This is a genomic window from Aquimarina sp. AWH4_224 (assembly GCF_056160245.1).
The window spans coordinates 266,238-286,607 of sequence record NZ_JBSWWU010000003.1 but is presented as its reverse complement, the minus strand read 5'-3'; the positions used below and the strand labels follow the sequence as shown (position 1 = coordinate 286,607).

Genomic DNA, 20,370 nt, shown 5'->3' with positions numbered 1-20,370 from the left:
TTAAAGCTTTCCGATATTCTCGGTAAGTGTATTGATAAAGTTTTGAATTGGGTTTTTGATCATCATGGCCATCATAGCGTTAAACTGACCTTCAAAAACCAATTGTGTAGTACTTTTTCCGTCTCCGGTATCTATGATATCTGCAGTCAAAGTAAATGGTAATTTGTCGCTAGCAGCACCCAATACTACTTTAATCGGACTTTCGCTTGATTTTTGTTCCAAAACCAATTCTGGCATACCTTTTAATTGAAAAAGAAACCTGGAATCACTCAGTTTTTCAAACTTTTGCTTGCTCTCTGGCATCAACTGCTCAAAGTTCTCCACCTTTGTTAAAAATTCAAATACCTCTTCTGCGGTTTTATTTACGGTTACCGTAGGGCTCTCTAAGTTCATAAATTATTAATTTGTTAAATATTCCATTCAGCCGGATTCGTTCTCCAGCCTTGGAGGGTTTTTAATTGCTCCTGATTGATATAGCTTGTGTCCAAAGCTTGTTCCAGGAGATTTTCATAATTACTGAGTGTGTGCAAGGATAGTGCCGCATTTTTGAAGTTGTCATCTGCTATTTGGAAACCGTAGTTAAAAATAGCAACCATTCCTAGCACTTCAGCATTTACTTCATTAAGCGCTTTGACTGCATTCAGGCTACTTTTCCCAGTGCTGATCAAATCCTCTACAACTACGACCTTTTTACCTTCAGGAACAATTCCTTCGATTTGATTTTTACGACCATGCTTTTTGGCTTCTGGTCGTACATAAATGAATGGTAGGTCAAGGTGCTGTGCCACTAGCATTCCGATACCAATTGCTCCAGTAGCAACACCAGCGATCACATCAGGGTTTCCATAGGTCTCTTTGATAAAGTGAGCTAAGTTTTCCTTAAGGAAATTTCGTATTTCTGGATACGATAAGGTAACTCTATTGTCACAGTAGATAGGAGATTTCCATCCCGACGCCCAAGTAAAAGGTTCTTGCGGTTGTAATTTAATTGCGTTAATTTGCAGTAATAACTCAGCAGTTTTTTTTGCTGTATTTTTGTCAAAAATCATAGTTGCAAATGTATAAAGTTTTTGTGAATAATACGCCTATTATTCTTTCTACAAAAAAGACAATAGAGGGGTATAAAACAATCTCGATTAAAGATGTAGATTTTCCTCCGATCATTAGAGATATCCTAAAGCAAGAAGGAGAAGGAAAGGAAGCCAAATACCATTTTTATCATAAGAGTGAGGACAAGCTCATGGATCATTTGTACGAAAAACTTCCGGTGGTGGTTGCAGGAGGAGGAAAAGTCTATAATAAAGAAATGGAAATTCTCTTTATACGTCGTAACGGAAAATGGGATTTACCCAAAGGGAAGATCGAGAAAAAAGAACATATCGAAACCGCGGCCATACGAGAGGTAGAAGAAGAAACTGGTGTTTCTGGACTTGAGATCACAAAGTTTTTATACAAAACCTATCACATATTTAAGCGAAACGGAGAGTTTCGACTTAAAGTGACCTATTGGTTTGAAATGAAAACTGAGTACGATGGAGAATTGGTACCTCAAACAAGTGAGGGCATCACCAAAGTGAAATGGAAAAACAAGAAAAAAGCAATGAAGGCACTAACCAATTCTTACGCCAACATCAAAAAGCTTTTTTCTCATGACTATTTACCGTAAAATACGATATACCGGGTACCTAAGGTGCGATGTTTCGTAATTGCTGGATTGTTTGTGTAACCAATCTAATTGTGCATACCAGTTATTGGCAAAAGCAGTGTCTTTTTTCTTTTCTTCAAACTTTTCTTTCAAAGCAGGATTATTCATCAACAATTCTTTGGTTTTGTCCTCCCAAACATAAGGAGAAAACCCTTCCTTTTGCTGTAGTATGGTATCAAAATAATTCCAGTTAAAAAAGGAATCAGTAGCCTCTGGTTCCAGAGTTTCCAACAGATATCTAAATCCTTTTTGAGCTACAGTAACGATAATATCCCCTTGTCTAAAATGAATAGTTTCTTCACCTTTAGTCACCGAGGTTTCAAAATGTAAATAGTGCCCTTCATAAGGTGTTTTTCGGGATTTGTAATCCTTGATATGATAGGTTTCAACGGTAATAGAAGAATCTTTTGATAAAGTCGTATACTCAATTTGATTTTGTTTCAAACGATTGATTATATTCCACCATCCTTGAGGAATTACATAAGCTTTAGGAACGACTACTTCAGTTTTAGGAATATAGTAATCCTGATAGCTAACCTCTTTGGTATAGGGTTGATTTTGATCGTATTTTAGTCTTTTTGCTCCCGTAAGATCACTGTCGATAAATTTCCCTTCATATCCTTTAAAATTGAATTTGGTATTTCTGGTAGTGTCGATTACCCAGTTTACAGGATATGTTTTTTGAGTAGGCCAGTTAGAGAATGCTTGCTCTCTTAATGAGCGTATAGTTGCTCCGTCTTTTTCGGTGATATCAATCATGGATCTCATTAATTCATAAGTCCCCTCAACTCTTTTTTTGTAGGGTTTAAGCATATGCGTTTCTACCATCATTCCTAAGGTGTTCCATAAAGTGGTATATCCCGTAGAGTACCTCGGAGAGTCCATAAACTGCTGCCATCCCTTATCAGGGGTAGTTCCCCATACGTTTACATAAGGAGTGATATCCCACTCTTTTTGAGCCAACGATGTTTCTAATTGAGGCTGCATTTGGGTGTGTAAATATTCACCCAGTTCTTTCCCAAGTTTATTATGTTGGGTAAAGAGATGAGTCAAAGTGTACTGATAATCCGCTCCATTGCTTACATGGTTGTCGATAAAAACATCAGGTTGTACCAAATGAAAGATTCGTGAAAAGGCATAGGCGTTTTTAGTATCACTTTTGATAAAATCGCGATTTAAATCAAAATTTCTTGCATTCCCTCTAAAACCATACTCTTTTGGCCCATTTTGATTGGTTCTGCTCCCGGAGTTGCGTTGTAGAGCTCCTCCAATATTATACATTGGGATGGTCGCAATAACTGTGTTTTTGGGTATTTCAACCTTGCTCTGCACCATATCCCTAAAGAGCATCATAGTAGCGTCTATACCGTCACTTTCTCCTGGATGGATTCCATTATTGATTAACAGGATTCTTTTTGAAGGTCTGATAGTTTCAAAATCGAATGTTTTATCTGGATTAAGGGTTACCAAATGCAAAGGGAAACCACTGTCTGTTGTACCTATTTCCTGAATAGCAATTTCAGCATAGGTTTTAGCCAGATCTTCATAATAACGAATGACCTCTTGATATGTTGGGGTTTCGGTACCATTACTTTTTTCAAAAAGTGTTATAAAATCAGGTCGTTCTTCTGTTTTGTTTTCTGAAGTAGAACATGAAATAATAGATAGTAAGCCGAAAGCGAGTAAAATTTTGCGCATGATTGATGAATATGAAAGCCAAATATACTAAGTTTTCGAAATTCATGATTTCTAAAACGTTATAGTCCTTTGCTACTTACAGATACGCTTCGATTTTGCTTGTTTACCTACAAAATAAGCGTATTTTTGCACCCTCAAATACGATAGCTATGACAGAGTTTGTAAGAAAAAGAGTGGCGAACGCCAAAAATGACATCCTATCCGGATTAACAGTTGCGCTGGCATTGGTACCAGAAGCTGTTGCTTTTGCCTTTGTGGCTGGAGTAGATCCTTTGGTGGGGTTGTATGCTGCATTCATGATCGGTTTGATCACCTCAATCTTTGGGGGTAGACCAGGAATGATTTCTGGTGCAACGGGAGCATTAGCCGTTGTAATGGTGCATCTGGTAGCAGAAGGAAATGTCATGGGAGCCGAAGGAGAAGAACTCGGGTTATATTATCTGTTTGCAACAGTAATTTTAATGGGGATTATCCAAATGCTGGCTGGTGTTTTGAAGCTCGGTAAATTTGTACGATTGATACCGCATCCTGTAATGATGGGATTCGTAAATGGTTTAGCTATTGTAATTTTTCTTTCTCAATTAGGGATGTTCAAAGAGTTTGTAAACGGAGAAAAAGTATGGATGCAAGGAGGAGATTTATTTTTGATGTTGGGCTTGGTCTTGTTAACTATGGGAATCATGTGGGGACTACCAAAAATAAAAGCTACAGCTAAATTGCCGGAAGCACTTGTTGGGATTATTGTAGTTTCTGCAATTGTTATTTTAGGAAACCTTGACGTGGCTACTGTTGGTAGCTTTATTAGAGATGGTGGGGGAGAAGGTCTAAAAGGTGGACTCCCGCAATTTCAATTTGATATATTTAATAAAGTACCAATGACTTGGGAAACATTAAAATTCATTGGTCCATATGCAGTAATACTTGCTGCTATTGGTTTGATAGAATCGTTAATGACTTTGAATTTAATCGATGAACTCACCGAAACCAGAGGAAATTCGAACCAAGAATGTCTGGCTCAGGGAGGTGCAAATATCGTAACAGGTCTGTTTGGAGGTATGGGAGGTTGTGCAATGATTGGGCAATCGATTATCAATATTAAAGGAGGAGGGCGTACTCGACTATCAGGGATTGTAGCTGCAATTACGCTTTTGATGTTTATCTTATTCGCTTCAGGACTTATTGAACAGGTGCCTATTGCAGCATTGGTTGGAGTAATGTTTATGGTAGTGATCGGTACGTTTGCCTGGTCAAGTTTCAGAATTTTGAATAAGATTCCTCTTACCGATGCCATAGTATTGATAGCCGTTTCATCGCTAACCGTATTCTTTGATTTGGCGGTGGCAGTTATAGCTGGAGTGATTATGTCTGCGTTGGCTTTTTCTTGGGAGAGTGCAAAACGAATTCGAGCAAGAAAGCATGTTCGAGAAGATGGAACGAAAGTGTATGAAATTTGGGGACCTCTTTTCTTCGGAAGTATACAGGCCTTTAACAACAAGTTTGATGTAAACAATGATCCCGACCAGGTAGAAATTGATTTTATGGAATCTCGGGTAAGTGATCATTCGGCGTTGGAAGCTATCTGGGCGTTGGTAGGAAAATATGAGGAAGCAGGAAAAAAGGTGAAAGTAAAACATCTAAGTGAAGAATGCCAGGCACTAATGATTAAGGCCTCACCACGATTAGCTAGCGTAATTGAACATAATGTTGATGATCCTCGCTATCACGTGATGGCCAAAGTAATGAAATAAAAACGTATATTTCGATTTTAAACGAAGTATACAAATAGATGGACATTCCTTTTGAACCTGTAGTTTTTGGTATAAAAGTGAATGTCCATTTAATTTTGGAATATGCCGCTTTTTTTGTTGGTTTTCGTTATTATATATACCTACGTAAAAAAAGCGTAGATCCTATCTCCTCAACCAATCGATTGTCTATTATTATCGGTGCAGTTTTCGGAGCTTTTTTTGGTTCCAGGATTGTTGGATTTTTAGAACACCCTATTTTCTCTTTTGATTTAGAACATTTGATAGCTATACTTAGTGCTAAAACGATTATGGGAGGACTTTTTGGAGGACTCTTGGGAGTAGAGTTAGCAAAAAAGATCATAGGAGAAAAAGAATCTTCGGGGGATCTGTTTACATTTCCTATTATTTTAGGGATTATTATAGGTAGAGTGGGGTGCTTTTTGGAAGGTATAAGTGAATTTACCTACGGGAAAGAAACTACTTTTTTTACAGGGATGGATTTGGGAGATGGACTTGCAAGACATCCAATTGCACTCTACGAAGTAATTTTTCTACTCCTTTTATGGATAATACTATCTTATATAAAAAATAAACAAACCTTAGAAAAAGGATTGGTTTTCAAGTATTTTATGATTTGCTATTTCTTGTTTAGGTTCCTTATCGAATTTTTAAAACCTAATATCTTTTTGATCTTTGGACTAAGTAGTATTCAGTATTTGTGTATCTTATGCTTTGTTTATTATCACAAAACTATCAAACACAAATTGTTTTATGCCAACAAGATCATACACCTATTATGATTACACACTAAGCCTTTGCCCAGAATGCCTTAAGAGAGTTGATGCCAAAATTGTTTTTGAAAACGATAAGGTGTATATGCTAAAGAATTGTAGAGAACATGGAAGATCAAAGGTTCTTATCGCCGACGATGTAGAATACTACAAGAACATTAGAAATTATAATAAACCTTCAGAGTTTCCTTATAAATTTAATACCAAAACAGATTATGGCTGTCCCTATGATTGTGGATTATGTCCTGATCATGAGCAACATTCATGTCTAACAATTATTGAAGTAACAGATCGATGCAATCTTACTTGCCCGACATGTTACGCTTCTTCTTCTCCACATTATGGACGTCATCGTACTCTGGAAGAAATTAAAAAAATGTTGGATACGATCGTTGCCAACGAAAAAGAACCTGATGTGGTACAGATAAGTGGGGGAGAACCAACGGTACATCCACAATTTTTTGAAATTTTGGATTATGCGAAGCAATTGCCAATTCGCCACTTGATGTTGAATACCAATGGTATTCGAATTGCCAAGGACGCCAACTTTACCAAGAAATTGGCTAGCTATATGCCAGATTTTGAGATATACCTACAGTTTGATTCTTTACAGGCAGAAGTATTACAAAAACTAAGAGGAGAGGACTTAACCAAAGTTCGAAAGCAGGCAATTGCCAATTTAAATGCTGAAAATTTATCAACGACATTGGTGGTTACTTTGGAAAAGGGACTAAATGACAACGAAATAGGAGATATTCTGTCATTCGCCACTCAACAGAAATGTGTTAGAGGAGTTACCTTTCAACCAACACAAATCGCTGGACGGTTGGAAGATTTTGATGCACAGTTGAACCGAATAACACTTACTGAAGTAAGGAGAAAAATTCTGGAACAGTTTCCAATTTTTGAATCCGATGATCTGATTCCGGTCCCCTGTAATCCAGATGCTTTGGTGATGGGGTACGCATTAAAAAATGAGGATGGAATACTGCCGCTAACTCGATATATCAATCCGGCAGATTTGTTGGATAATGGAAAAAACACGATCGTTTATGAACAAGATCAAGAGCTACATGGAAAAGTGTTGGAATTGTTTAGTACAGGTAATTCGGTAGAAACAGCTTCAGAAAATTTGAAATCGATCATGTGTTGTCTACCAGAAATCGATGCACCTAATTTGGGGTATGATAACCTTTTCAGAGTGATTATTATGCAATTTATTGATGCCTATAATTTTGATGTAAGTGCCATTAAAAAATCATGTGTACATATCGTAGATAAAGATTATAAAATTATTCCTTTTGAAACGATGAATCTGTTTTACAGGGATGATAAAAAAGAACGTTTAGAACAACTAAGAAAAGAAGTGATATGATGTATAACTTAACCATACTAGAACCGGGAAACCTTGATGGGTTGATTTACCTAATCCTTTTTATTCTTTTTGGACCTCCAGCATTCCTGGCTTTGATAGGTCTTTTTTTATTTAGATCGAAACACAAAAAAGCCGGTAAAGTATTTTTTATTCTGGCTGGAATCTATCTTGTAGTAGGGCTCGGGATTTGTGGAGCTTTATTGGCAGGATTTTAAATTCTCTTTAAAAGAAATAAGGTTTCATTCAGAACTTCTGTAGCGTTGTTTATGCGATTATTAGAAGTGTGTTTTTTTGAGAGTTCAAACTCATCAGTAGTTTCAGAAATGGTGTACCCTTCAAGATCTTGAAAATAGGAATACGGTATGGTTTGGTGCGAAAACGGATCGTTTGCATCGTTATGACTATCAAAATAATGGAGTAAGCGTTTGTATACCGAAGTGTTTTCTACTTCAGGTAAGTAGGTAACACAACCTACTTCGTCTTGTGGTTCTTGGAGTAAATTAAAAACTTGAAATAACTTATCCGTAGTTGTTCTATCTAAGAAAAAAAATACGCCTTCAATTAATATAAAGGTGGGTGTTTTTTTGACCAGAAGCTGGATAGCTTCCACAATTTCTTGAGCTGAACGCTGATTAAAATCTACCGCCAAATATTCAATTTCTCTTTTTGGTAATTTCCCCCGCGCTGTCCAATTGTCAATTTTTTCCTTTTTGTATTGAATAATATCTTCCTTATCAATTTCTATGGTATTGACACTTTTTGGGAGCGAAAATTGATACATACTAAATCCAGAACCGAAGTTAATCAAAGTACCTCCATTTTCGGTATCAAAAAAGGACTGCATTTTTTCATAAAAAAACCGATTTCTTACGCTATGTAAAATAGCTTCGTGTTCAGAAACGCTATCCAGTATTTCAGGGATCAAAGCATCTGTGGCAGCGTTGTTCCATAACTTGGCATAGACATCTTTACTGATGTCTTCGTGAAAAGAGCGATAGGTAGATACTACAAAAGCGGTTTCGTGGATTTGCATGGTCGTGTTTTTTGTTAATTTCTAAAATATTGCCCAAAGAATTAGATCTCTTTTAAAAAGTTTAACACTTAACAAAAAATGCTTTTTCTTTTTTGGTTGACCAGATTTCATCAAATACTCAAAGAGAATAAACGAATTCTACCTCAAAAACTGCGAATTCTATTTTAGTTCATTTTCATTGTCTATAAATTGTCATTTTGTTGCTTTTGAAATTATGTAATTATCTCATTATTAGAATTGTAGATTAAAAACACGCAATTGGTACAAGGTGTTATTAATTTGTAATTATTCGATTATATAATTGTTAAACCCAATCAAACTAAACTAACTCAACAATGAAAAAAAACAGTATTCTTAAAACCTTATTGAAAAAAACTGTACTGCTGATGATGGTCATTACCTCTTCATTAAGTGCAAAAGACATTTATGTTTCAAAAACCGGAAACGATGCTAACCCAGGGACAGCATCGCAACCTTACAAAACTATCTCAAAAGCATCGGCAGTAGCACAAGCTGGAGATGTAATTATTATAGGAGAAGGTACCTACGAAGAAGTGATTCGACCAGCAAGATCTGGTGTGGCCGGTAGACCAATTACTTATATTGCAAAAGATGGAGAAAAAGTAATTATTTCTGCTATGCAGGCGTTAAGTGGTTGGCAAAAGGACTCAGGTGTGATTTACAAAGTAAAAGTGAACTGGGATCTGGGTCAGGAAAATTTTGTAATGAATGGAAGTACCGCCATGGATCTGGCCCGTTGGCCGAATAATGTAGACGGGAAACCATTTACATTAAATTCGCTACGTAATGATGGAGGTAGTGGTTCTAACGTAGTTAACGGAGCTTATCTTACTTCGTCCAAAATCCCAAACATTAACTGGAAAGGCGGATCAGTATTCTTTTATGGGGATAAACCAGGATCGGGATGGATCGCCTGGAAAGCATTTATAAATAGTAGTACCTCTGGAAGAGTAAACTTCACTTTGGATAAAAACCCAAACTGGATAAGAACGTTTCATGCCCCAGCCGACAAAGGAGATTTTTACCTGGAAGGGGTAAAAGGAGCATTAGATTATCAAAACGAATGGTGGTTTAATAGCAATACAAAAGAACTATTTGTACAAATGCCAGGTGGAACAGCACCAGTAGACGGTAAAGTGCAAATGAGAAGAAGAGAGATTGCTATCGACTTAAACGGAAGAAGTTATATAGAAATTAAAAACTTAGCTGTTTTTGGTGGTTCTATATTACTAAAAGCGAACTCAAACAATAATAAATTATACGGTGTTTCTTCATTTTATGGGAACCATACGCAAGGAGTATTTAGAGGATTTAACGCGGGTAAACCAAGTGTTGAAGTCAATGGAACCAATAATATCGTTGAGAAATGTGAAATTGCATTTAGTGCTGCCACTGGAGTACGCTTGGGAGGTAAGTTCAATAAACTAACCAACAACTATATTCATGACTTTAATTATTTAGGTTCTTATGATGCACCTTTGGTAGCAAGAGGAGGGACCGATAATAAAATTACCGGAAATACGATTTTTAATGGAGGTAGAGATGGTATCAACTTTAATGGTAATCGCTGCGAAATTGCGTATAACGATGTTTATAAAAGTAATTTGATAGCAGACGATTGTGCTACTTTCTATACCGTAGGAGGGCCACAAAATACGGAGATTCATCACAATTGGTTTCACGATTCTGCTTCGAGAGGCTCCAAAAGAAAAGCCGCAGGAATCTATCTGGATAATGATGCTGAAGCATTTTCGGTACACCATAACGTCGTTTGGAATGTAGAGTGGACAGGAGTTCAAATCAACTGGAACGGTAAAGACATCGACATCTTTAACAATACCCTTGTAAAAACCGAGGGAGGTGCCATGGGAGCTTGGCATAAAGAAGGGACAGCATTTTCTAATGTTAAAGTATGGAATAATATAGCGGATGTTGAAACGGTGGATGATCCTTCTACCCAAGAAGACGAAGGTACTTTTGAAAGAGATGCAGATAAGCAAAATAATGTCATCACAAAATCCGGATTTTTGAACTACAACGGAAACAAGTTCAACTTAACCGCTGGCTCTCCTGCGGTTAATGCAGGTAGACAAATCTCAGGAATTACTAATGGATATGTGGGATCAGCTCCAGATGCAGGAGCCTATGAATATGGAGGAGAAAACTGGGTACCTGGTATCGATTGGAATCCTGCACTTGGACCTACGGGGCAAGGATGCTATGGGTTGCCAGGAGAAAACTGTTCTGATGCTAATACAGCACCTTCTATATCATTTGCTACACCAGCAAATGGCGCACAATTAAACCCCGGCAGTTCTGTAGCGGTAGAGGCCACTGCCACAGATGCAGATGGATCTGTAGCGTATGTAGAACTCTTTGTAAATAATACGTTTGTAAGGAGAGAAAATTTGGCACCATATCAGTGGGGGCAAGCCAATCAAAATGATCCATTATTACAAAATCTTACCGCAGGAACTTATGAGTTAAAAGCCGTAGCCTATGATAATGATGGGGATAGTAACCAAGCCACTATTACTATTACTGTGGGGAATCCTTTGCCAAGTGTAGATACTATAGCATTTGTAAATGCTCCTACTACCATTACTCCGGCAACTTCGTACACTTTTAGTTTAGATTATGAAGCCTCTGCCGATAGAGAACTTGTTGTGGAGTTTTGGTCTTCTACCAGCTGGATAGCTCAACAAAATGAAATAGTTGCTGCAGGTTCAGGAACTAAATCCATAACAGTAACCCTACCAAATGCACCACAACCTGGAGCAGGATATGTTTATAAAGCACATATCCGCCCACTAAATAGTTCTTGGCAAAATGCATTGGATAGAGATCAGGTGAATAATGTTACCGTACAACAACCATACGGTGATAAGGTGAGTTTTAAAAATGCACCTTTAGCCATTACTCAAGCTACCTCATATACCTTTGATATTGATTACGAAGCTTCAACCAATAGAGAGATTATCGTAGAGTTTTGGTCAGCAACCAATTGGATTGCACAAGAAAATGTAACTGTAAGTGCAGGAAAAGGAGTTCAATCGGTTACTGTTAACCTTCCTAGTTTACCAAATCCAGGAAGTGGTTATGTATACAAAACACATATTAGACCTCTTAACACAACCTGGAGAGATTGGTTGGATAGAGATCAGGTTACAGGAGTTGCTATTAATGCCTTGAATACGCAAATCATTCCTGACGGTGCATATTTGATTACTTCGGCTGTAAATGATCAAAGATTATTATCAAGAGCTTTAGAGAATCACAGTGCCAGAATGGTCGACCCTGGTAATTTTGATGATCAAAAATGGGAATTTACTCACTTGTCGGATGATGTGTATACCATTCAAAATAAAGGAACAGGAAGATATTTAGAAGTTCCTTATGGAGCATGTAATGATGGTTCTAATGTGGCTACCTGGACCAATGCGGTAGATACGCATAAACAATGGAAAATTGTTCAAAATGGAAATGGAATTTATGGTATTAAGCCGAAGCATTGCCTAGGACGTGGATTGGATAGAGCAGCCGGAAAATCAAATGCTAACGTACAGATTTGGGGGTATAGTACTACAAATACAAATCAGAAATGGAAGATTATAGCAGATAATACTTCGAGCAAGAACAATGTTACCAGAGAAGTTGCCGATATTGATGCAGAGGGTCTTATCGTTTCACCTAACCCAGTTAAAGAAGTATTGAATTTGCATAACATCAAAGAAAATACTTCAGTAAAAATACTAGACATCACTGGGAAACTGATTTTGTCCCAGAATTTGAATCAAAAGGATCAAAATACGCAAATCGATGTCTCGCAACTCATGAACGGGATTTACTTTATTTCAGTTGGAAATTTATCTCCTATAAAATTCATGAAAGAGTAAGTAATTACCAATAAATGTACAAATAAGAAAAGGAGCCGTTTTAAGGCTCCTTTTTTTATTCTACAGCTATAAAAATATCAACCTCGGCGTTGGTAGGATCCATGGCTCTATTATCATAGACTTCAAAATCTGTAGTGTACTTTCTGTCTAAATCTGATTTCCAAATGTTAGCCCATGCATTAGGAATGGCATCTTTGGTAACGTCTCCTTTTGCTATAAATTTAGAATAGTTTCCGTCTTTGATTGTAGTGCCTACCAAACCTTCAGGAATGTTATCCAGAGTACTTACTTTGTATCCAACAATTGCCGTATAATACCCGGCAGGACCATTTTCGTAATCTGTATAGATTCCATACATGGTATCTTCAATTCTGTTTGGGATAGTATGCACTGTTTCCTGGTCTATGAATTTTTTCCAAAGATTCTGAATATCCTGAGTGATATGCTGATCTTCGTTTCGAGTTCTTACAGATAGTCCGATAACATGAAATTCGTTAAATGATGTAGTTGTCATAATTTTGTTGTTTTAAGATGAATACTTCTCCAAAGTTATATGCGGGTTATGACAACCTTATGTCAGCAGGATATTTTTGTTTCAGAAATTATACAAAATTTAGCTTGGTAAAGGCTTTATTAAGGACTTTATGATCATTTACTTCTAACCAATTGTCTAGAATAGTAGCATAAACACTTCTGAAATCCACAGTGTATTTGATATCTCCATTAGTATCCAAATCAGCCAAGTTAGGAAGCTCATTATATACTCCAGGTTTTTTTAGGCTACCACCTATGAGTAGAACGTTATTGGCAGCACCATGATCTGTTCCCCGGCTACCGTTCTGTTGTACGCGTCTTCCAAATTCAGAAAAAGTAAGGATCAACGTGTCTTTAAATCGATTGTTCTTTTTTAAATCCTTGACCAATGCATGGATACCATCGGCATAAACTTTTAGTAATCGATCCTGGCTATTCAATTGATTTACATGACTATCAAAACCACTAAGGGAACTATAATATACACGGGTTTTTAAACCTGAAACGATAAAATCTGCAATCGTTTTCAAGTTTCGCGCAAAGGGAGTTTGTGGATATTGGGTTTGTGTTGTATAAATTTTAGATGTGTTATGAATATAAGATGCCGAAGAATACGTTTCTAACATGGTTTTATATAAATAACCCTGATTATCTTCATTCAACATATTTTGATCTGCATGGGTAATTACATTTTTAAAAAACGGTTCTCTGGTAGTTCTATGTAATTGTTTAGGATCAGAAACGGCAATTCCATTTTTGTCGTTGCCTTTTAGAGCTAGTGAGAGCGCACTATCTACTTCAATAGCCTCATACGGATGTTGGCAATTGGCATCCAGGTATCTGCCTACCCAACCTGTTGATAGATACTGATTCGTATCACTTGCCGTTTGCCAAATATCCGTACTTCTAAAATGAGAGCGGTTAGGATTCGGGTACCCAACGTTATTAATAATAGATACCTCTCCAAGATCATATAATTCTTTAATAGGTTTTAAGCTGCTATTGAAAGCCAAATCATTGGTGATTGATAGGGTTTCGCTAGCTTTTTTTGCAATAGATGGACGTAAGCGATGGTAAATGTCATTGCTTACTGGTATAATTGTATTTAACCCATCGTTTCCTCCTGATAGTTGAATAATAATCACATTTTTGTATCCAGATAATTGTTCTGGAGAAAGGAATTCCATCCCTTTTAGAAATGAGGGAATCAATGTCATTCCTGATGCAAAAACGGATTGTCTTAAAAAATCTCTTCTTTTCATAATAGGGTTGTTTTTAGCAGAGTTGATATTCTGGTAAGCTCAAAATTGCTGTAACATAATTTTTGAGATGATCTTCGCTCAAATCCAATATCGAAGTGTGTGCCGCAGGCGATAGTTCGGGTTGAATGAGAAAGTCGATGAGTTCAGTTTTGTTTTTTTGTTTGGCTATAGTTAAAAAACTATTCCAGTTTGGAGTTGCTTTTACCTTCTTCTGAAGTTTGGTCTTCATCTTTTGATACAATTGCTGTTTCATCATCGTATTTTCAGAAGGAGTTTCATCCCATTCGATGACACCACTATTCAAGGTGAGCGAAGGCAGTTTTAATCGAAGCATCAGTGTAGAGTTGTCTATCCAGGCTTTGCCACCTGGCCAACCGGCTACATTTGGTGGGAAAAACAACATTTGATTTAACTTCTTTTGAAGATACAGCAACACCTTCGAGTTCTCAAAGGTAACCTTGAATGGTCGACTGAGACCGACGATCAACTCGATGGGGGATTTTATTTTAGACCCAATATTAACGGGTTGATAAAACCAATCGCTTTTCAGCAAGCTTTTCATCACAGCAGAAAGGTCGTAGTTCGAGTTATAAAATACTTCAGTAAGTTTCTCTACATGTGCGTCTATAATAGTATCATTGACAAAGTATTGATATAGTTTTTGGCAAATATATCTAGCCGTTTGTTTTTCCTCTAGCAATATCCGTATAACATCTTCTCCTGTAAAATTTCCTGTTTTTCCCAAAATAGTCTTACTCCCATAATCATGGTGTGCGCTGCGAAATACAAAGCTTCCCATTTTGGTAAAATTCCATCCTGTAAATGCTCTTGCCGCTTCTTTAATGTCATTTTCAGTATATCCATTATCTCGCCCCAGTGTAAATAGCTCCATCACCTCTCGCGCAAAATTTTCATTAGGATGATCCTTTCGGTTTTGCCTGTTGTTCAAGAAAATCAACATCGCAGGAGATTTTGAAACTTCCATCAACATATCGCCAAAATTTTCTAGTGCGTTTTTTCTGATAACGTTATTAAGATGAAGACATGCTCTTGGAGTTCTTAAACGAACCGCAAAATGATCATGAAAAAATAAGGTCATCTTTTCTCTGAGTATGCTTTCTGTTGTGATAAGTTGATTGAGCCAAAGAAGATTCAGTTCAGTCATTTTTGTATTCCGAAGCTGTCTTAACTTTCTGCGTTCCTCTTTGGATAGTTCTCTAGGATTTTTGAGCAACGCACCAAAATCCATTTGTAGAGGTGCAATGGCAGTATTATTTTCAAATAATTGATCTACAATCTGATCTTTAGAAAACGTATTAACGGTTTCTAATTCCTGATACGAAATCCCAAATCCGGCACGCCAGTATAGGTGTTGTATTTGTTTATTTGTAAGACGCTCCATTACCAATGCTTTTTAGTATAGGACCGTCTATTTTTAAAAAGGTTTAAAAAAAGCCTTCAAAAAATATTGAAGGCTTTAGCATATGATGATGAGCATATTACTTACTCACATTGTATTTCACTTTTGGTATCATTACCTGTAGCATCGTTTTGCGTAATGTCTTCGGTAAATAAAACGAACTTGTCAATACCATGCCCTTCAGACCTTCCTGAAACCTCTATGGTATAATCACCGGGAGTATCAAAGACCACAAAAATATTATGGGCGTCATTGTCACTGGTAGAAGATTGCCAATGCCATTTATTAGCCATATTCATATATATTTTAAACCATCCATCTTTACCTGATCCGTTTGGAGTAGTGTTTTGTTGACCAGCACTCTCAGGAATAGGATCCAAAGTAGTTCCTTTTGGGTATACAATATTTCCATTATTTTTTCTCCCGTAGAAGTGTTTGGCATCCGGTATTCTAAGCCAAGAATCATTATGCTCTGATCCATTAGATCCTATAGTGATGTAGGATCTCCAAATAAAACGATAGGTACCTGTCTTGGTAATTCTTACTTTGTAGGTTAAAGTTCCATTGCCAGGTTGACCCAGAGAATTTTCACCATTCCATACCAGGTATCCATCACCAGAAAATTCGGTAATATCCGTTGTTAATGTCCAATCCGTATCAGAAAAACTTCCATTTTCAGATTCAATTACTAAAAGCCCATCTTTTTCAATATAGACAGCTGTTTTGCCTTCTTCACAAGAGCCATTAGCGGGATTTGTATCTGGAGTAGGAGTAGGATCACCACCCGTTTCGTCGGGAGAGGCTTCATCATCACCACTACAGGCAATAACTAAAGAGACAAGAATAAGAAGATAGAGTGATTTTAAATTTTTGGTTAGCATGAGTAGTAAGCGTTAAGTTGATAAATAGAATTGGGTGTCTAATAAAAGGCTATAACGTAAAAAAATAAAAATAAGTATCGCTAAGGTTACTTTACTTTTACGGTATCTGGTACCAGTCCGGTTACATCTCCACCGTTACGGATGACATCACGTACGATAGAGGAAGAAATATAACTCTTACCCGAAGAGGTTAATAGAAAAACGGTTTCTATTTCAGACATTTTACGATTGGTATGGGCGATGGCTTTTTCGAACTCAAAATCCGCAGGATTACGCAATCCTCTAAGAATAAAATTAGCGTCCTGTTTTTTACAAAAATCTACAGTAAGTCCCTGGTAGGTCATTACTTTGATTTTTGGTTCGTCTTTGAAGGAATCTTCAATAAATTTTTTTCTTTCCTCGAGAGAGAACATGTATTTTTTTTCTGCATTTACCCCTATCGCCAGGATAATTTCATCAAAAAGAGTTAGACCTCTTTCTATAATATCATAGTGTCCTAAAGTGATGGGATCAAAAGATCCGGGAAAAACAGCTCTTCTCATGAGTTTACAAATGATGATGTGTTTACAAATATAACTGAAATAAAAAATTATATAAACTATCCTTTCTGTATCGCCTCTTCAACGGTGTTGGTAATTAGTTCTTGTATACTTATCCCAATAGCAGCTGCCTGCTGCGGAAGAATACTGGCTTCAGTAAAACCAGGATTGGTATTCATCTCCACAAAATAAGGTTCTCCATCATGAAAAATATATTCGCTTCGCGAAAACCCTTTCATTTTTAAGATTTGATATATTTTTAAAGCAAGTACTCTTACTTTTTCCTCATCTTCTTTGGATAATCTGGCGGGAGTAATCTCTTGAGATTTTCCTAGATATTTGGCTTCGTAGTCAAAAAACTCATTTTCAGAAACAATTTCCGTAATAGGTAATACCAGATCTTCTCCTTTGTAAGTAATGACACCGACGGATACTTCTGTGCCGCTCAAAAAAGATTCAATAATGATCTCATCATCTTCTTTGTAGGCTACCTCTATTGCAGGAAGGAGTTCCTCTTCACTTTTCACCTTAGAAACACCATAACTACTGCCTGCTTTATTAGCCTTAACAAAGCAAGGTAGACCAACTGTATTCAAGATGTCTTTTGCGTTTATCGTATCTCCTTTATTCAAAAAGTAATTGGTAGCCGTTGGGATTCCGTATGGTTTTAAGGTGCTGATACAATCTCTTTTATTGAAAGTAAGTGCTGCCTGGTAGAAATCACAAGCGGTTTGTGGAATGCCGATCAATTCAAAATACGCCTGAAGCAGTCCATCTTCTCCTGGTGTACCATGTACAATATTAAACCCAACATCGAAAGTAATTTTTTGCCCATCAAGTAAAAGTGAAAAGTCATTCTTGTCTACAGGATGTTTTTTGTCGTTGTCATCCAGGTAGTACCATTCGTCTTTACTAATGACAATTCGAAAAGGTTGATATAGATTTTTATCGATGTGTTTATGGACCACATTTCCACTTTGAATAGATATCTCATATTCGCTGGAATATCCCCCCATTAAGATCGCAACATTTCGCTTCATTAAAATGACTTTTGAAAACAAAAATATCATTTATCTTATAAGAAAAGCTTAAAACTTTCCGTTTTTATATATTTGTCCAAACTATGAAGACATTTATGAATTTTTTCAAGGATCTTTTTGGATTTGTATATAGTAAAATATTTCTAATCCAAGTGGTTATTGCCATAGCTATGGTTGCGATATTAGCTTTTGTAGCTTTAGAATGGTTAGAAAGTACAACTAATCATCATCAACGTATTGTTGTTCCAAGTTTAAGTAAGAAAACGCTGGATGAGGTAGCCGGTATTCTTGAAGAGAAAGATTTGCGATATGAAGTGCAGGATTCTGCGAACTTTAACCCAGATTATCCTAGATATTCGGTAATTGAGCAAAATCCACCTGCAGGAAGTGAAGTAAAGGAGAATAGAAAAATATACGTCACCTTAAACCCATCAGGATACCGCAAAATTGAAGTTCCAGATGTGGTTCAAAAAACAAGAAGACAGGCAGAACCAAAACTGATTGCCCTTGGCTTTAAAATTGGTTCAATTACATATCAGCCTAATATCGCAAGAGATATGGTATTAGAAATGCGATTTAATGGTAAACGATTAAAACCAGGTACCAAACTAATGAAGACTTCTACTATTGATTTGGTTCTGGGTGATGGAAAATCAGGCTCAATTAACCTCTCAAATTAATTTTGGAAGAACACGTAGATACAGGAGATTTTGGTGCTAACGAAGATGATCTCTACGAACATTATCGATTTGTAGCGGGGGCAGGACAAGTACCACTAAGAGTAGACAAGTTCTTGATGAACTTTGTAGAAAACGCGACACGTAATAAAATACAACAGGCAGCCAAGGCAGGAAGTGTATTTGTGAATGATGTACCCGTAAAGTCTAATCACAAGGTGAAACCAAATGATATCGTTCGGGTATTGTTTGCACATCCACCTTATGAAAATCTGTTAACACCAGAAAATATACCTTTAGATATTGTTTACGAAGACGATGTGTTACTTGTGGTGAATAAACCGGCTGGGATGGTAGTTCATCCAGGGCACGGTAATTACTCAGGCACTTTGATCAATGCATTGATTTATCATTTTGATAATTTACCTAATAATAGCAGTGATCGACCAGGTTTAGTACATCGTATCGATAAAGATACCAGTGGTTTGTTGGTGATTGCCAAAACGGAAGAAGCGATGACGCATTTGGCAAAGCAGTTTTTTGATAAAACCAGCGAACGCGAATATGTAGCTATTGTTTGGGGGAATATTGAAGAAGATCAAGGTACGGTAGAAGGAAATATAGGTCGCCATCCAAAAAATAGATTGCAAAATACCGTGTTTGAAGGTGAGGAGGCAGAAAAGGGGAAACCAGCTATTACACATTTTAAGGTTTTAGAACGCCTAGGGTATGTGACTTTGGTTTCGTGTAGACTGGAAACCGGAAGAACCCACCAGATTCGGGTGCATATGAAATATATCGGGCATACGCTTTTTAATGATGAACGATATGGAGGCGAAAAGATCCTTAAGGGTACTACGTTTACCAAATACAAACAATTTGTAGAAAACTGTTTTAAGATATTACCAAGACAGGCTTTGCATGCTAGAACACTCGGTTTTGTGCATCCTACTACCGGAGAAAAAATGCATTTTGAAACTTCGATACCAGAGGATATGGAACAATGTGTTGAACGGTGGAGAAACTATGCAAAAAATCAGCTGTCTTCAGAATAGCTCTTAGCAATAAGCTTATAAATTCATACATTTTTAATGAATAACCCAAGGGTTAACATAAAAGAGAAAGAACTACTATCTGATCATTGGTATAAACTCCATAAGATTACCTACGATTATCAAAATAACGATGGTACATGGGAATCACACCAGAGAGAAGTTTATGATCGTGGTAATGGTGCCACTATCCTTTTGTATAATAAGAAATATAAAACCGTAGTACTTACCCGGCAATTTCGACTTCCTACCTATGTGAACCAAAACGAAACGGGACTTTTGATAGAAACCTGCGCAGGGTTATTAGATGGTGATCATCCAGAAGATTGTATACGAAAAGAGACAGAAGAAGAAACCGGATATCGAATTTCTAAGGTGGAAAAGGTAATGGAGTCGTATATGTCTCCGGGAGCGGTTACCGAGATCATTCATTTTTTTGTTGCTGAGTATTCCAAAGATATGAAGGTAAGTGAAGGAGGAGGTATACAAGAAGAACAGGAGAATATTGAAGTTATCGAATTGGACTTTGAGAAAGCTTATAGTATGATTGCTACTGGCGAAATCAAAGATGGAAAGACGATAATGTTGTTGCAATACGCCAAATTACACCATTTGGTATGATCAGTTTTACCTGAGTTTGAGTCTTGGATAACTTTTACAAATACCTTAATAGATAAGAAATACATCTGCAGGTTTTA

The 20,370-nt window shown here is 36.9% G+C and carries 19 protein-coding genes; 9 read left to right on the top strand and 10 right to left on the bottom strand.

All coding sequences use genetic code 11. The features are described from left to right. Both ACXAGJ_RS07385 and pyrE read right to left on the bottom strand, forming a co-directional pair. Positions 1-393 carry an SRPBCC family protein gene (locus tag ACXAGJ_RS07385; RefSeq protein ID WP_474838523.1) on the bottom strand — a complete coding sequence of 131 codons (393 nt, stop codon included), beginning with the start codon at positions 391-393 and terminating at the stop codon, positions 1-3. A 14-nt stretch (positions 394-407) separates the two neighbouring features. Further along, positions 408-1,049, bottom strand: a complete 642-nt coding sequence (pyrE, locus tag ACXAGJ_RS07380; RefSeq protein ID WP_473281764.1) for an orotate phosphoribosyltransferase — start codon at positions 1,047-1,049, stop codon at positions 408-410. Positions 1,050-1,057: 8 nt separating this feature from the next. Between pyrE and ACXAGJ_RS07375 the strand changes: the two genes are divergently transcribed. Next, on the top strand, positions 1,058-1,666 hold the full coding sequence (locus ACXAGJ_RS07375; protein WP_474838521.1) for an NUDIX hydrolase: 609 nt from the start codon (positions 1,058-1,060) through the stop codon (positions 1,664-1,666). On the opposite strand, the gene ACXAGJ_RS07370 is transcribed toward ACXAGJ_RS07375, so the two are convergent. Continuing rightward, positions 1,658-3,403: a M14 family metallopeptidase gene (locus ACXAGJ_RS07370; protein ID WP_474838519.1), complete on the bottom strand. Its 1,746-nt coding sequence runs from the start codon at positions 3,401-3,403 to the stop codon at positions 1,658-1,660. The genes ACXAGJ_RS07375 and ACXAGJ_RS07370 overlap by 9 nt on opposite strands. Before the next feature lie 149 nt (positions 3,404-3,552). Here ACXAGJ_RS07370 and ACXAGJ_RS07365 point away from each other — a divergent pair, with 149 nt between their 5' ends. Genes ACXAGJ_RS07365 through ACXAGJ_RS07350 form a run of 4 tightly spaced genes read left to right on the top strand, consistent with a single transcriptional unit; the run spans position 3,553 to position 7,532 of the window. Continuing rightward, complete coding sequence (locus tag ACXAGJ_RS07365) at positions 3,553-5,151, top strand: SulP family inorganic anion transporter (RefSeq protein WP_474838517.1); 1,599 nt, start codon at positions 3,553-3,555, stop codon at positions 5,149-5,151. A gap of 38 nt (positions 5,152-5,189) precedes the next feature. Further along, on the top strand, positions 5,190-5,951 hold the full coding sequence (locus tag ACXAGJ_RS07360) for a prolipoprotein diacylglyceryl transferase family protein (RefSeq protein WP_474838516.1): 762 nt from the start codon (positions 5,190-5,192) through the stop codon (positions 5,949-5,951). Beyond that, a complete protein-coding gene (locus tag ACXAGJ_RS07355; RefSeq protein WP_474838514.1) occupies positions 5,923-7,317 on the top strand; it encodes a radical SAM protein in 1,395 nt (464 codons plus the stop codon). The genes ACXAGJ_RS07360 and ACXAGJ_RS07355 overlap by 29 nt, the downstream gene beginning before the upstream one ends. Next, positions 7,314-7,532, top strand: coding sequence for a hypothetical protein (locus tag ACXAGJ_RS07350; protein ID WP_473281752.1), 219 nt, complete (start codon positions 7,314-7,316; stop codon positions 7,530-7,532). The genes ACXAGJ_RS07355 and ACXAGJ_RS07350 overlap by 4 nt, the downstream gene beginning before the upstream one ends. On the opposite strand, the gene ACXAGJ_RS07345 is transcribed toward ACXAGJ_RS07350, so the two are convergent. Continuing rightward, on the bottom strand, positions 7,529-8,350 hold the full coding sequence (locus ACXAGJ_RS07345; protein WP_474838512.1) for a class I SAM-dependent methyltransferase: 822 nt from the start codon (positions 8,348-8,350) through the stop codon (positions 7,529-7,531). The genes ACXAGJ_RS07350 and ACXAGJ_RS07345 overlap by 4 nt on opposite strands. Positions 8,351-8,685: 335 nt before the next feature. Between ACXAGJ_RS07345 and ACXAGJ_RS07340 the strand changes: the two genes are divergently transcribed. Next, on the top strand, positions 8,686-12,267 hold the full coding sequence (locus tag ACXAGJ_RS07340) for an RICIN domain-containing protein (protein ID WP_474838510.1): 3,582 nt from the start codon (positions 8,686-8,688) through the stop codon (positions 12,265-12,267). Positions 12,268-12,322: 55 nt separating this feature from the next. Here the strand turns inward: ACXAGJ_RS07340 and ACXAGJ_RS07335 are convergent, their stop codons facing one another. From ACXAGJ_RS07335 to ACXAGJ_RS07310, 6 genes are all read right to left on the bottom strand, one after another. After that, entirely contained in the window at positions 12,323-12,781 is a 459-nt protein-coding gene (locus tag ACXAGJ_RS07335; protein ID WP_474838508.1) for a GyrI-like domain-containing protein, read from the bottom strand. Positions 12,782-12,869: 88 nt separating this feature from the next. Then, a complete protein-coding gene (locus ACXAGJ_RS07330; RefSeq protein WP_474838506.1) occupies positions 12,870-14,063 on the bottom strand; it encodes a DUF1501 domain-containing protein in 1,194 nt (397 codons plus the stop codon). Positions 14,064-14,076: 13 nt separating this feature from the next. After that, positions 14,077-15,465 carry a DUF1800 domain-containing protein gene (locus ACXAGJ_RS07325; protein WP_474838504.1) on the bottom strand — a complete coding sequence of 463 codons (1,389 nt, stop codon included), beginning with the start codon at positions 15,463-15,465 and terminating at the stop codon, positions 14,077-14,079. Between the two features lie 101 nt (positions 15,466-15,566). Then, a complete protein-coding gene (locus ACXAGJ_RS07320) occupies positions 15,567-16,364 on the bottom strand; it encodes a carbohydrate-binding protein (RefSeq protein WP_474838502.1) in 798 nt (265 codons plus the stop codon). Positions 16,365-16,450: 86 nt separating this feature from the next. Next, the gene (gene coaD, locus ACXAGJ_RS07315) at positions 16,451-16,906 is read right to left on the bottom strand and encodes a pantetheine-phosphate adenylyltransferase (protein WP_073317388.1); all 456 of its coding nucleotides are present in this window, start codon (positions 16,904-16,906) and stop codon (positions 16,451-16,453) included. 56 nt (positions 16,907-16,962) lie between these two features. Then, positions 16,963-17,943 carry a D-alanine--D-alanine ligase gene (locus tag ACXAGJ_RS07310; protein ID WP_474838499.1) on the bottom strand — a complete coding sequence of 327 codons (981 nt, stop codon included), beginning with the start codon at positions 17,941-17,943 and terminating at the stop codon, positions 16,963-16,965. An 83-nt stretch (positions 17,944-18,026) separates the two neighbouring features. Between ACXAGJ_RS07310 and ACXAGJ_RS07305 the strand changes: the two genes are divergently transcribed. The 3 genes from ACXAGJ_RS07305 to nudK are packed head-to-tail and all read left to right on the top strand — an operon-like array spanning position 18,027 to position 20,293. Next, positions 18,027-18,623, top strand: a complete 597-nt coding sequence (locus tag ACXAGJ_RS07305; RefSeq protein ID WP_474838497.1) for a PASTA domain-containing protein — start codon at positions 18,027-18,029, stop codon at positions 18,621-18,623. Continuing rightward, complete coding sequence (locus ACXAGJ_RS07300; RefSeq protein ID WP_473286962.1) at positions 18,623-19,675, top strand: RluA family pseudouridine synthase; 1,053 nt, start codon at positions 18,623-18,625, stop codon at positions 19,673-19,675. The genes ACXAGJ_RS07305 and ACXAGJ_RS07300 overlap by 1 nt, the downstream gene beginning before the upstream one ends. A gap of 36 nt (positions 19,676-19,711) precedes the next feature. Next, positions 19,712-20,293 carry a GDP-mannose pyrophosphatase NudK gene (gene nudK / locus ACXAGJ_RS07295; RefSeq protein ID WP_474838495.1) on the top strand — a complete coding sequence of 194 codons (582 nt, stop codon included), beginning with the start codon at positions 19,712-19,714 and terminating at the stop codon, positions 20,291-20,293. The last annotated feature ends 77 nt before the right edge of the window (positions 20,294-20,370 follow it).